A 12,660-nucleotide genomic window follows, 5' to 3' on the forward strand; every position below is an offset into this window, starting at 1 on the left:
GACCCCGGTATTTTACGCCTCGGCCCTGCCGCCATCTGGGATCAGCATTCGGTGCGCCCTCGCCGGTGGGGGTAAGCGATCGTACCGGGGAGACCATTATCCGTTCCGCAAGGCTCGTTCACGAGAACCAGCGAGACGACAGGAGTAATAAGTGATTCAGCAGGAGTCGCGACTCAAGGTTGCCGATAACACCGGTGCCAAGGAAATCCTTGCCATTCGTGTTCTCGGCGGCTCGAAGCGTCGCTACGCAAGCATCGGCGACACCATCGTCGCTACCGTCAAGGACGCAATTCCTGGCGGCAACGTGAAGAAGGGTGACGTCGTCAAGGCCGTCATCGTTCGCACCAAGAAGGAAATCCGTCGCGTTGACGGTTCCTACATCAAGTTCGACGAGAACGCTGCGGTGATCTTGAAGAACGAGGGTGAGCCTCGCGGTACCCGTATTTTCGGCCCAGTGGGTCGTGAGCTTCGCGACAAGAAGTTCATGAAGATCGTTTCCCTGGCTCCGGAGGTGCTGTAACCATGGGTGCAAAGATCAAGAAGGGTGACCTGGTTCAGGTCATCAGCGGCGGCGACCGCGGCAAGCAGGGCAAGGTCCTGAAGGTCTTCCCGGCCGCCCAGCGCGTCCTGGTGGAAGGCGTTAACCGCGTCACCAAGCACACCAAGGCCGGTCAGACCGAATCCGGTTCGACCACCGGCGGTATCGAGGTTGTCGAGGCCCCCATGCACGTTTCGAACGTTGCCGTGGTGGATCCTGAAACCAAGAAGCCGACCCGCGTTGGTTTCCGCGAGGAAACCGTAGAGAAGAACGGTGTGAGCAAGACTGTGCGCATCCGTTACGCCAAGGCTTCCGGAAAGGATCTGTAATGACTGAAGCAGCCACCAAGATCCAGCCACGTCTGAAGGCAAAGTACACCGCCGACATCCGTCCGGCGCTGCAGGAGCAGTTCAACTACTCCAACCCCATGCAGGTTCCGACCCTGACCAAGGTCGTCGTGAACATGGGTGTGGGCGAAGCCGCCAAGGACTCGAAGATCATCGAAGGCGCCGTACGCGACCTGACGGCCATCACCGGTCAGAAGCCAGTGATCACCCGTGCTCGCAAGTCCATCGCTCAGTTCAAGCTGCGCGAAGGCATGCCGATCGGTACCCACGCCACCCTGCGCAACGACCGCATGTGGGAATTCGTTGACCGCCTGATCACCCTGGCGCTGCCGCGTATCCGCGACTTCCGCGGACTGAGCGATCGCCAGTTCGACGGCAACGGAAACTACACCTTCGGCCTGACCGAGCAGTCGATGTTCCACGAAGTTGATCAGGACAAGATCGACCGCGTTCGTGGTATGGACATCACCGTGGTGACCACCGCCAAGAATGACGACGAAGGCCGCGCCTTGCTCAAGGCACTGGGCTTCCCGTTCAAGACCGAAAACTAAACTCACTACGTTACAGGTCCGATACAAAGGAAACCGTAACGAGGAAGGGCTGAAGCCCACATGTCTATGACAGATCCAGTCGCAGATATGCTGACTCGTCTGCGCAATGCCAACTCGGCATACCACGACAGCGTTTCGATGCCGTCGAGCAAGCTGAAGGTTCGCATTGCCAACATCCTCAAGGAACAGGGCTACATCGCCTCCTTCGAGGAAGAGGACGCAGAAGTCGGCAAGAAGCTGACCATCACTTTGAAGTACGGTCCGCTGCGCGAGCGTTCGATCGCCGGCGTCCGTCGCATCTCCAAGCCAGGTCTGCGCGTTTACGCAAAGTCCACCAACCTGCCGCACGTGCTCGGTGGCTTGGGCATCGCTATCCTGTCCACCTCCTCCGGTCTGCTTACTGACCGCCAGGCTGCAAAGAAGGGCGTGGGTGGGGAAGTCCTCGCCTACGTCTGGTAACGGGAAGGAAGGGAATACACAATGTCACGTATTGGACGTCTTCCGATTACCGTTCCTGCCGGCGTCGACCTGAAGATCGACGGACAGGACGTCACCGCCAAGGGCCCGAAGGGTGAACTGTCGCTGACTGTTGCAGCGCCGATCACCGTCGCCCTGGAGGAAACCACCCTCACCGTCAGCCGCCCGAACGACGAGCGCGAATCGCGTTCGCTGCACGGCCTGACCCGCAGCCTGATCGAAAACATGATCATCGGCGTCACCCAGGGTTACGAGAAGAAGCTCGAAATCCACGGCACCGGTTACCGTGTCCAGGCCAAGGGCGCCAACCTGGAGCTTGCTCTGGGCTACTCGCACCCGGTCAGCGTTGAGGCACCGGCGGGCATCACCCTGACCGTCGAGGGCAACAACAAGATCACCGTTGCTGGCATCGATAAGCAGCAGGTCGGCGAGGTTGCTGCCAACATCCGCAAGCTGCGTAAGACCGAGCCTTACAAGGGCAAGGGCATTCGCTACGCCGGCGAACAGATCCGCCGCAAGGTCGGAAAGGCTGGTAAGTAATTATGGCTATCGGAATCAAGGGCAAGAGCAAGTCCGCCGCCCGCGGCCGCCGTCACCTGCGTGTGCGCAAGCGCCTCGTTGGCACCTCGGTCCGCCCGCGCCTGGTTGTCAACCGTTCGGCTCGCCACATCTTCGTACAGATCGTGGACGACTCGAAGGGCATCACCCTGGCCAGCGCTTCGACCATGGAAGCCGACCTGCGCGCCCTGGAAGCTGACAAGACCGCTAAGTCCAAGCGCGTTGGCGAGCTCGTAGCCGAGCGCGCCAAGGCTGCTGGCATCGAGGCAGTTGTCTTCGACCGCGGTGGAAACAAGTACCACGGTCGCGTTGCCGCCGTGGCAGACGGCGCTCGTGAAGGTGGGCTGGCACTGTGAGCGAATCAACTAACGAGAAGGAAACTCAGGTGTCTGAAGCTACCGAGGCAGTGGAAACTGCAGCGGCTAACGACAACAACAACTCTCGTCGCAACGAGGGCCGTGGCCGTCGTAATGAGGGTGGCCGTGGTCGTGGTCGCGATAACCGTGAAAACCGCAACGAAGACAAGGACAAGTTCCTTGAGCGTGTGGTCACCATCAACCGCGTTTCGAAGGTTGTCAAGGGTGGTCGCCGCTTCAGCTTCACCGCACTGGTCGTTGTCGGTGACGGCAACGGCACCGTAGGTGTCGGCTACGGCAAGGCCAAGGAAGTTCCCGCGGCCATTGCCAAGGGCGTCGAGGAAGCGAAGAAGAACTTCTTCCGCGTTCCGCGCGTTGGCACCACCATCCCGCACCTGGTCAAGGGCGAAGACGCTGCAGGCGTTGTGCTGCTGCGTCCGGCCTCCCCGGGTACCGGCGTTATCGCCGGTGGTCCGGTGCGTGCGGTGCTGGAATGCGCCGGCATCCACGACGTGCTGTCCAAGTCGATGGGTTCGCAGAACCAGATCAACATTGTGCACGGCACCGTTGCAGCCCTGAAGGCTCTGGAAGAGCCGCAGGCTGTGGCTGCCCGTCGTGGGCTGCCTCTGGACGAGGTTGCCCCGGCCGCAATGATCCACCACATCCAGACCCAGAAGGCAGGTGCATAGGCAATGGCGAACATTGTCCCAAGCGACGCCAAGCTGGAAATCACCCAGACCAAGTCCGTCATTGGTGCTAAGCAGGGCCACCGCGACTCCGTTCGTTCGCTCGGTTTGAAGCGTGTTGGGCACACCGTTGTCCGCACCGCAGACCCGGTGACCGTCGGCATGCTCAACAAGGTCCCACACCTGGTGAAGGTTGAGGAGGCTAAGTAAACATGGCTGAAAAGGAAAACGCACTCAAGGTCCACCACCTGCGTCCGGCCGAAGGTGCCAAGACCGCCAAGACCCGTGTGGGTCGTGGTGAGGCATCCAAGGGTAAGACCGCAGGCCGCGGTACCAAGGGCACCAAGGCCCGCTACCAGGTCAAGGCAGGCTTCGCCGGCGGTCAGCTGCCGCTGCACATGCGTCTGCCGAAGCTGCGTGGCTTCAAGAACCCGTTCCGCGTCGAGTACCAGGTTGTGAACCTGGACAAGATCAACGAACTGTTCCCCGAGGGGGGCGAAGTCACCGTCGAGGCACTGGTTGCCAAGGGCGCCGTTCGCAAGAACGAGCCGGTCAAGGTGCTGGGCACCGGCGAGATCTCGGTCAAGGTTGACGTGAAGGCCAACGCCTTCTCGGCTTCCGCCGAACAGAAGATCGCCGCTGCCGGCGGCTCGGTGACCACCCTCTAAACAGGGTTTGAACCACGGTAAGGCCCCGGTGAATCCGTACTGCACGGATTCACCGGGGCCTTGCCACATTTACAGCACCTGACCTGAGCACCGGGCCCGATCACCACCGTGGACTATGGTGGGAGTTCGGGGGAAATTACGTCCATGCTGTGCCGCCTATTTGGCGCGCCGGTGCCAGGAACCGCTAGAATTCATAAAGTCAACGCAAGAGTCTGCAGACCAGGCTCAGGCAAATACGTCAGGAGGACGCTTGTTCAGCGCCATAGCCCGAGTTTTTCGGACGCCTGATCTGCGCAACAAGTTGCTGTTCACGCTCGGTATTATTGCGATCTACCGTGTGGGTGTGTTCGTCCCGGCTCCGGGAGTCAACTACAGCAACGTTCAGCAGTGTCTGGCACAGGGTGAAACCACCGGTGGCATCTACCAGTTTGTGAACCTGTTCAGCGGTGGAGCACTGCTGCAGGTCTCCGTCTTCGCCATGGGTATCATGCCGTACATCACCGCGGCCATTATCGTTCAGCTGCTGCGTGTGGTGATCCCGCACTTCGAACAGCTGCACAAGGAGGGTCAGGCCGGCCAGGCCAAGATGACCCAGTACACCCGCTACCTGACCATCGCCCTGGGCCTGCTGCAGGCGACCACCCTGGTCACCCTGGCACGCACCGGCACCCTGTTCCCGGGCTGCCAGCTGCCGCTGGTGCCCGACGAGAGCCTGATCGTGATCCTGCTGATGATCATCACGCTCACCGCAGGCACCGGTCTGATCATGTGGATGGGTGAGCTGATCACCGAACGCGGCATCGGCAACGGCATGTCGATCCTGATCTTCATCTCCATTGCCTCCGGCTTCCCCTCCGCCATGGGCGCCATCGGCCGCTCCCAGGGCTGGGGTGTGTTCACCGGAGTGCTGCTGATCGGCCTGCTGGTCATCGCCCTGGTGGTGTTCGTGGAACAGTCCCAGCGCCGCGTGCCGGTGCAGTACGCCAAGCGCACCATCGGCCGGCGCACCGTGGGAGGAACCTCCACCTACATCCCGATCAAGGTGAACATGGCTGGCGTGATCCCGGTGATCTTCGCCAGCTCCATCCTGGCGTTGCCGCAGATGATCGTGCAGTTCAACGTCCGTGACGACGGCACCCTGCCGGACTGGGCCCTGTGGCTGCAGACCCACTCGGCCACCTCCTCGCCGTGGTACATGGCCGTGTACACGCTGCTGATCATCGGCTTCACCTACTTCTACGTGGCCATCACCTTCAACCCGGTTGAAGTAGCGGACAACATGAAGAAGTACGGCGGGTTCATCCCCGGCATCCGTGCCGGCAAGCCAACCGCGGACTACCTGAACTACGTGATCTCCCGAGTGACCTTCCCCGGATCGCTCTACCTGGCAGTCGTCGCGTTGATCCCACTGATCGCATTCGTTTTGTTCAACGCCGACCAAAACTTCCCATTTGGCGGGACCTCGATCCTCATCATGGTTGGTGTGGGCCTGGAGACCGTCAAGCAGATTAATGCTCAGATGCAGCAACGACACTACGAAGGACTTTTGCGATGACTCGACTGTTGATTATCGGACCTCCCGGGGCCGGCAAGGGCACTCAGGCCGAAAAGATCTCCGAGCGCCTGCAGATCGTGGCGATCTCCACCGGTGACATCTTCCGCGCCAATGTCAAGGGCGGAACCCCGCTGGGCGTGGAGGCCAAGAAGTACATTGACGCCGGCAACTTCGTGCCGGACTCGGTCACCAACAACATGGTGCGTGACCGCCTGGCCCAGCAGGACGTGAAGGACGGCTTCCTGCTGGACGGCTACCCGCGCACCAGCGCCCAGGTGGACGCGCTGGATGAGATCCTGGCCGCCCAGGGGCAGAAGCTGGACGGCGTACTGCAGCTGACCGCCGATGACAACGAGCTGGTTGCCCGCCTGCTCAAGCGCGCCGAGATCGAAGGCCGCGCCGATGACACCGAAGAGGTCATCCGCCACCGCCTGGCCCTCTACCACGAGGAGACCCAGGTCGTGGTCGACCGCTATGAGGAGCGCGGCATCGTGCGCAAGGTCGACGGGATCGGGGCCATCGACGAGGTCACCGACCGCGTCCTGTCCGCCTTGAACGTGAACGCCTAGTACGCAAGGCGCTACCGGCCAAGGATCGTATCGAGCCGCCCAACGGCGGGCGCGGTACGGTCCTTGGCCATTTTCAGGAACACCGTCCCACCCGGCCCACCGGGACTGGGACACAGCAAAGGGAGAACCCGTGGCTTTCGGACAGCCGAAAATCGAATACAAGTCCAATGCGCAGATTCTGAAGATGCGCGAAGCCGGCCTGGTGCTGGCCGAGGCCCTGGATGAGGCCGTCGCCGCCGCCCAGCCGGGCATCACCACCAAGGAGGTCGACGCGGTCTTCGCCGGGGTGCTCGAACGCCACGGCGCCACCAGCAACTTCCTGGGCTACCACGGGTTCCCGGCCACCATCTGCGCCTCGGTCAACCATGAGGTGGTCCACGGCTTCCCCAGCGAATACGTGCTCAAGGACGGGGATGTGCTGAAGATCGACGGCGGGGCCATCGTGGACGGCTGGCACGCCGACTCGGCGCGCACCGTGTTGCTGGGCGACGTGGACGAGGCCGACCGCCGACTGAGCGAGATCACCCAGCAGGCCATGTGGGCCGGCATCGCCGCCCTGGCCGAGGCCCGCTTCGTCGGGCAGATCGGCGAGGCCATCGAAAAGTACGTGCACGCCCAGCCCGGCCCGCGCCTGGGGATCCTGGAGGAGTACTGCGGGCACGGCATCGGCTCGGCCATGCACATGGCCCCGGACGTGCTGAACTACAACAGCGGCCACCGCGGCCCGCGGGTCAAGCCCGGTATGGCCCTGGCCATCGAACCGATGCTGGTGCGCGGCAAGCTGGCCACCTCGGTGCTGGACGATGACTGGACCGTGGTTACCAACGACAAGCAGAACGCCTCCCAGTGGGAGCACACCGTGGCCGTGCACCTGGGCGGGATCTGGGTGCTCACCGCGCACGACGGGGGAGCGGCGGGGCTGGAGCCCTTCGGCGTGAGCCCCTCACCCATCAAGCCGTAACCGCGGCATGGATCCGGCACCGAGGTGCCGGATCTAACACTTTAAGCGGCCGAATCGATTTGTCGCCACGCCCGCCCATGGCGTATTCTTGACTGTTGGTTGTCTATTTAAGTGCGCCCAAAAGCTCGCAAGGGCTGCGCGGAACCACTGAAACGGGCTTCCGGAACCAATTACTTGTTGCCGCCGCCGGCGGCAACTACCAAAGTTAGCGGGGAAAATGGCCAAGAAGGAAGGTGTCATCCAGGTAGAGGGCACAGTGACCGAAGCATTGCCGAACGCAATGTTCCGCGTCGAACTGCCCAACAAGCACGTCGTGCTTGCAACTATCTCGGGTAAAATGCGCCAGCACTACATTCGAATCCTCCCAGAGGACCGGGTGCAGGTAGAAATGAGCCCATACGATCTCAACCGAGGTCGTATCGTTTACCGCTACAAGTAAATCAGTAGTTTTTGAGACAGCGATCTTGCGGACGTCCAGTGAATGATCACCCGGACGGCCGCTTGAGCATTGTCTTGAGGCAGGCTTGTTTACCGCTCCAAAAATAACTGCAACCGCAAGAGGAGTAAACCCTTGAAGGTTAACCCCAGCGTGAAGCCGATCTGCGACAATTGCAAGGTGATTCGCCGCAATGGTCGCGTTATGGTGATCTGCTCGAACCCACGCCACAAGCAGCGTCAGGGCTAAATCCCTTACGGATTTGTCCCACGCGTAGTCAAGAAATGGCAGCACCGCATCGAATACGCGCGATGCACACCCCCGGTTTCGGAGGCTGGGGACCACTTCGGTGGGAAGGTGCTGCTGAAGACCTCCGAACGTTGAAAGGTAGCCACTTATGGCTCGTTTAGCAGGCGTGGACATCCCACGCGAAAAGCGCGTGATCATCGCGTTGACTTACATCTACGGCGTGGGCAGGACCCGTGCAGAAGAGACCATCGCAGCAACCGGAATCAACCCGGATACTCGCGTGAAGGATCTCACCGACGCTGAGCTGGTTCAGCTGCGTGACTTCATCGAAGGCACCTACCAGGTGGAAGGTGACCTGCGCCGCGAGGTTCAGGCCGACATCCGCCGCAAGGTCGAAATCGGATCCTACGAAGGTATTCGCCACCGCAAGGGTCTGCCGGTTCACGGTCAGCGCACCAAGACCAACGCCCGTACCCGCAAGGGCCCGAAGCGTACCGTCGCCGGTAAGAAGAAGACCCGCTAATTCCTAGCGGTCTAGATCCAAAAACTTTTTCGTAGGAGAAGAAATGCCCCCAAAGACTCGTGGAGCGGTGCGTAAGCCGCGTCGCAAGGACAAAAAGAATATCGCGCTGGGCCAGGCGCACATCAAGAGCACCTTCAACAACACCATCGTGTCGATTACCGACCCGACCGGTGCTGTGATCTCGTGGGCCTCGGCCGGTGAGGTCGGCATGAAGGGTTCGCGCAAGTCGACCCCGTACGCCGCACAGATGGCCGCCGAGCAGGCTGCCAAGCGTGCCCAGGAGCACGGCATGCGCAAGGTTGACGTTTTCGTCAAGGGCCCGGGCTCGGGACGCGAAACCGCGATCCGCTCGCTGCAGGCCGCCGGCCTTGAGGTTGGGTCCATCCAGGACGTTTCCCCGAGCGCACACAACGGTTGCCGCCCGCCAAAGCGTCGCCGCGTCTAACTCAGCCGTCAGGAAGAGACCTGGAAGCCGCCCCCGCCCCGGCGAGGGCCGGCTTCCAGGCCTCACACCTGCAACAGACGTACGCCGCAGAGGCTACCGTCGTTTCCACCCCCGTGTTGCGTCATATAGCGGACGCTCGCCGAAAGGAAATGTAAGTGCTCATTACGCAGCGCCCAACCCTGACCGAAGAAGTTGTTTCCGAGAATCGCTCCCGGTTCGTCATCGAACCGCTGGAGCCGGGCTTTGGCTACACCCTAGGTAACTCGCTTCGCCGTACCCTGCTGTCCTCGATCCCTGGTGCCTCCGTCACCAGCGTTCGCATCGACGGCGTACTGCACGAGTTCTCCACCGTAGCCGGTGTGAAGGAAGACGTCACCGAACTGGTTCTGAACATCAAGAACCTGTCCGTGTCCTCCGAGCACGATGAACCGGTCGTCGCTTACCTGCGCAAGCAGGGCCCCGGCGTCGTCACCGCAGCGGACATCACCCCGCCTGCCGGTGTTGAGTTCCACAATCCAGATCTGCACATCGCCACCCTGAACGCCAACGGCAAGTTCGATATGGAACTGACCATTGAGCGTGGCCGTGGCTACGTGTCCGCCGCCCAGAACAAGAGCGCCGACAGCGAGATTGGCCGGATCCCGGTCGACTCGATCTACTCGCCGGTGCTGAAGGTGACCTTCCGCGTGGAGGCCACCCGTGTTGAGCAGCGCACCGACTTCGATCGCCTGATCGTTGATGTGGAGACCAAGGAGTCGATTTCCCCGCGCGACGCCGTGGCATCGGCCGGCACCACCCTGGTGGAGCTGTTCGGCCTGTTCCGCGAGCTGAACACCGCAGCCGAGGGAATCGAGATCGGCCCGTCGCCAACGGACGCAGCCCTGGCTGCCGACATGGCGCTGCCGATCGAGGACCTGGAACTGACCGTGCGTTCCTACAACTGCCTGAAGCGCGAGGGCATCCACTCCGTGGGTGAACTGGTCACGCGTTCGGAGGCCGACCTGATGGACATCCGCAACTTCGGTGCCAAGTCCATTGACGAAGTCAAGGCAAAGCTTGTAGACCTCGGCCTGTCCCTGAAGGATTCCCCTCCAGGGTTCGACATGGGCAGCCGTGCCGCCATGGAAGACGGCGAGGATGTCTACGGCGACGGCAGCCTCTAGGCACCGCGTCTGGCGACAAATAACTTCATCCGGGTTCCCGGCCTAAGGGCCGGGAGCGCAGGATTATTCATCTAGGAGAACACCAATGCCAACCCCCACCAAGGGTCCGCGTCTCGGCGGCAGCGCAGCTCACGAGCGACTGATCCTCGCCAACCTGTCTGCCCAGCTGTTCGAGAACAAGCAGATCACCACCACCCTGAACCGCGCCAAGCGCCTGGCCCCGCACGCCGAGCGCCTGATCACCTTCGCCAAGCGCGGAGACCTGGCCTCGCGTCGTCGCGTGCAGTCCGTGATCGCATCGCGCAGCCGCACCAACAAGTCGATCGTTCACGAGCTGTTCGAGAACATCGCCCCGGTGATGGCCAACCGCGAAGGCGGCTACACCCGCATCACCAAGATCGGCAACCGCAAGGGCGACAACGCCCCGATGGCTGTCATCGAACTGGTCATGGAGCCGGTTTCGCCGAAGCAGGCCGTCGTGAAGGAAGCCGAGAAGGCTGCCGAGAACGCCGCCCCTGAGGCCACCGAAGAGGCCTAAGGCCCACGGCCCGCACGCACGGGCCACCTCGGTCACCGAACCCCGGAAGCGCATGCTTCCGGGGTTCGGTGCTTAAACGCCCGCCAAAGCCCGCTGCCCATCCCAAGGTTCCTGCGCTTGCCTGCAACGGCGGGCGGGACCACCACCGGATTTGGCAGGACGCCGGACACAGATTGGATAATGGAACCCATGAGCACCCCAGCACCCGAAACCCACCCGCTGGGCGCCACCGTGGCGTCCGGTTCCAGCGAACCGGCCACGGTGCGGATGCGGATGCGCCTGGGCTATGACGGCTCCCAGTTCCACGGGTGGGCCCGGCAGCCAAACGTGCTCGGGGTCCAGCAGCTGATCGAGGAGGGGCTGGCCACCCTGGTGCGCCGCCAGGTCCGGGTGGTTGTGGCCGGGCGCACCGACGCCGGGGTGCACGCCAGGAACCAGATGGTCCACTTTGATTTGACCCCCACCGAATACGAGGCGCTGCCGCGGCGCTCACCGCTGAGCCCCGCCAAGGCGCTGGTGCGCCGGCTGAACGGGATCCTGGCCAGCCAGGAGGGGGCCGTGCTCATCCATGACGCGGCTGTGGCCGAGCCGGGCTTTGACGCCCGCTTCTCGGCCCTGCAGCGGCGCTACTCCTACCGCATTGCGGACGGGCTGCACCGCTGGGACCCACTGACCCGGCAGATCACCATGTGGCACCGAGAGGAACTGGATGTGCAGCTGATGGACGCCGAGGCGCGCAGCGTGCTGGGCCGTCACGACTTCCTCTCCTACTGCAAGCCCCGCCCCGATGCCACCACCATCCGCACCCTGCAGGAGTTCTCCTTTACCAGGGGCGGAGACGGGATCATCACCGCCCACCTGGTCGCGGACGCCTTCTGCCACAACATGGTGCGCGCCCTGATCGGGGCCGCGCTGATGGTGGGGGACGGGCGGGAAACCCAGGGCTTCCTCGCCGACCGGCTGCAGGCCATGGTGCGCGATTCGAAGACGAAACTGGCCCACCCTCGCGCCCTGGTCCTGGAGGAGGTGCGCTACCCGCAGGCCGGGCAGCTGCTGGCCCGGGCCGAGCAGACCAGGGCCCGGCGCCGCGCCGATGAGGCCACCGGGGCGTTCGTGGAGGAAGGCACCGCCACCGCTCAGGGCCACGAAGAGCACCGGCCAAGAGCACTTCGGCGGAATCCGGGCGGTAGCTGATTGACAGGTGGGCTTGGGGACTGTGACGGAAAATACCCGTCATTGCGGGCATTTGGGCCCCACCGGGCCCACTAGCCGAATTGTGTGCTGGCCCATTAATCGGCTAAACTTGTGAAAGTTGTGTATGTCCACGTTCGACACTACATGCCACAGCGTGACGGCTTAGTTGCATAGCCGCTGGTCTGCTGGGCATGCGAACACCACCTGGACGGCCGGTTAAATCAGTCCTCACCTGACGTACTGGTCCTGACACAAAGTAAACACGACAGTGCTTGTCCCTGATGGATCTCACGCCATGACACCTGCAGCTGTTTGACCAGAAACGAATCAACGTAAGGCAATTACTGTGCGTACGTACACCCCTAAGCCGGCTGACCAGACCCGTCAGTGGCACGTCATTGACGCCACCGATGTTGTGCTCGGCCGCCTGGCTGTCGAAGCAGCGACCCTGCTGCGCGGCAAGCACAAGGCTACTTTCGCCTCGCATATGGACATGGGCGACCACGTCATCATCATCAACGCTGAGAAGGTTGCCCTGACCGGCAACAAGCTGGTGCAGAAGCGCGCTTACCGCCACTCCGGTTTCCCGGGCGGTCTGAAGAGCTCGAACTACGCCGAACTGCTGGAGAAGAACCCGGTTCAGGCTGTCGAGAAGGCCATCAAGGGCATGCTGCCGAAGAACAAGATCGCCGCAGCCCAGCTGAGCAAGCTGAAGGTCTACCGTGGCGCTGAGCACCCGCACGCGGCCCAGGCTCCGAAGCCGTTCGAAATCACCCAGGTCGCCCAGTAGTCCTGGCCCCGAGAAGAAAAACTTATTAGGAGATAATCGTGGCTCAGAACGCTGAA

Annotated in this window: 19 protein-coding genes and 1 pseudogene; all 20 read left to right on the forward strand. The window is 62.3% G+C overall.

Going from position 1 to position 12,660, the window contains the following annotated elements:
• Nucleotides 1-151 precede the first annotated feature (151 nt).
• A complete protein-coding gene (gene rplN, locus RCJ92_RS08635) occupies nt 152-520 on the forward strand; it encodes a 50S ribosomal protein L14 (protein WP_054820641.1) in 369 nt (122 codons plus the stop codon).
• Between the two features lie 2 nt (nt 521-522).
• Nucleotides 523-867, forward strand: a complete 345-nt coding sequence (gene rplX / locus RCJ92_RS08640; RefSeq protein ID WP_138177210.1) for a 50S ribosomal protein L24 — start codon at nt 523-525, stop codon at nt 865-867.
• Nucleotides 867-1,436, forward strand: a complete 570-nt coding sequence (gene rplE / locus RCJ92_RS08645; RefSeq protein WP_054820642.1) for a 50S ribosomal protein L5 — start codon at nt 867-869, stop codon at nt 1,434-1,436. The genes rplX and rplE overlap by 1 nt, the downstream gene beginning before the upstream one ends.
• Nucleotides 1,437-1,496: 60 nt before the next feature.
• Complete coding sequence (gene rpsH / locus RCJ92_RS08650) at nt 1,497-1,895, forward strand: 30S ribosomal protein S8 (protein WP_054820643.1); 399 nt, start codon at nt 1,497-1,499, stop codon at nt 1,893-1,895.
• A gap of 21 nt (nt 1,896-1,916) precedes the next feature.
• Nucleotides 1,917-2,453: a 50S ribosomal protein L6 gene (gene rplF / locus RCJ92_RS08655; RefSeq protein WP_138177213.1), complete on the forward strand. Its 537-nt coding sequence runs from the start codon at nt 1,917-1,919 to the stop codon at nt 2,451-2,453.
• Nucleotides 2,454-2,455: 2 nt separating this feature from the next.
• Nucleotides 2,456-2,827, forward strand: a complete 372-nt coding sequence (gene rplR / locus RCJ92_RS08660) for a 50S ribosomal protein L18 (protein ID WP_054820645.1) — start codon at nt 2,456-2,458, stop codon at nt 2,825-2,827.
• Nucleotides 2,824-3,516: a 30S ribosomal protein S5 gene (rpsE, locus tag RCJ92_RS08665; protein WP_138177216.1), complete on the forward strand. Its 693-nt coding sequence runs from the start codon at nt 2,824-2,826 to the stop codon at nt 3,514-3,516. The genes rplR and rpsE overlap by 4 nt, the downstream gene beginning before the upstream one ends.
• Nucleotides 3,517-3,519: 3 nt before the next feature.
• Nucleotides 3,520-3,723, forward strand: coding sequence for a 50S ribosomal protein L30 (rpmD, locus tag RCJ92_RS08670; protein WP_054820646.1), 204 nt, complete (start codon nt 3,520-3,522; stop codon nt 3,721-3,723).
• A gap of 2 nt (nt 3,724-3,725) precedes the next feature.
• Nucleotides 3,726-4,181 (forward strand): 50S ribosomal protein L15, encoded by a 456-nt coding sequence (gene rplO, locus RCJ92_RS08675; RefSeq protein ID WP_138177219.1) that lies wholly within the window; start codon nt 3,726-3,728, stop codon nt 4,179-4,181.
• A 250-nt stretch (nt 4,182-4,431) separates the two neighbouring features.
• Nucleotides 4,432-5,736: a preprotein translocase subunit SecY gene (gene secY / locus RCJ92_RS08680; protein WP_138177223.1), complete on the forward strand. Its 1,305-nt coding sequence runs from the start codon at nt 4,432-4,434 to the stop codon at nt 5,734-5,736.
• Nucleotides 5,733-6,305, forward strand: a complete 573-nt coding sequence (locus tag RCJ92_RS08685; RefSeq protein WP_054820648.1) for an adenylate kinase — start codon at nt 5,733-5,735, stop codon at nt 6,303-6,305. The genes secY and RCJ92_RS08685 overlap by 4 nt, the downstream gene beginning before the upstream one ends.
• A gap of 130 nt (nt 6,306-6,435) precedes the next feature.
• Nucleotides 6,436-7,266, forward strand: coding sequence for a type I methionyl aminopeptidase (map, locus tag RCJ92_RS08690; RefSeq protein ID WP_138926597.1), 831 nt, complete (start codon nt 6,436-6,438; stop codon nt 7,264-7,266).
• Between the two features lie 217 nt (nt 7,267-7,483).
• Nucleotides 7,484-7,705: a translation initiation factor IF-1 gene (gene infA, locus RCJ92_RS08695; RefSeq protein WP_054821343.1), complete on the forward strand. Its 222-nt coding sequence runs from the start codon at nt 7,484-7,486 to the stop codon at nt 7,703-7,705.
• A 132-nt stretch (nt 7,706-7,837) separates the two neighbouring features.
• Entirely contained in the window at nt 7,838-7,951 is a 114-nt protein-coding gene (gene rpmJ, locus RCJ92_RS08700) for a 50S ribosomal protein L36 (RefSeq protein ID WP_138177229.1), read from the forward strand.
• A 148-nt stretch (nt 7,952-8,099) separates the two neighbouring features.
• Nucleotides 8,100-8,474 (forward strand): 30S ribosomal protein S13, encoded by a 375-nt coding sequence (gene rpsM, locus RCJ92_RS08705; protein ID WP_054821342.1) that lies wholly within the window; start codon nt 8,100-8,102, stop codon nt 8,472-8,474.
• A 43-nt stretch (nt 8,475-8,517) separates the two neighbouring features.
• Nucleotides 8,518-8,919, forward strand: a complete 402-nt coding sequence (rpsK, locus tag RCJ92_RS08710; RefSeq protein ID WP_138177232.1) for a 30S ribosomal protein S11 — start codon at nt 8,518-8,520, stop codon at nt 8,917-8,919.
• Nucleotides 8,920-9,074: 155 nt separating this feature from the next.
• Complete coding sequence (locus RCJ92_RS08715; RefSeq protein WP_054821340.1) at nt 9,075-10,082, forward strand: DNA-directed RNA polymerase subunit alpha; 1,008 nt, start codon at nt 9,075-9,077, stop codon at nt 10,080-10,082.
• Nucleotides 10,083-10,167: 85 nt separating this feature from the next.
• Nucleotides 10,168-10,614: pseudogene (gene rplQ, locus RCJ92_RS08720) on the forward strand (50S ribosomal protein L17); the annotation flags it as partial.
• A 195-nt stretch (nt 10,615-10,809) separates the two neighbouring features.
• Nucleotides 10,810-11,814, forward strand: a complete 1,005-nt coding sequence (truA, locus tag RCJ92_RS08725; RefSeq protein ID WP_446754327.1) for a tRNA pseudouridine(38-40) synthase TruA — start codon at nt 10,810-10,812, stop codon at nt 11,812-11,814.
• Between the two features lie 346 nt (nt 11,815-12,160).
• On the forward strand, nt 12,161-12,604 hold the full coding sequence (rplM, locus tag RCJ92_RS08730; protein WP_138177241.1) for a 50S ribosomal protein L13: 444 nt from the start codon (nt 12,161-12,163) through the stop codon (nt 12,602-12,604).
• The last annotated feature ends 56 nt before the right edge of the window (nt 12,605-12,660 follow it).

The sequence above is a fragment of the Glutamicibacter sp. BSL13 genome (genome assembly GCF_052928425.1).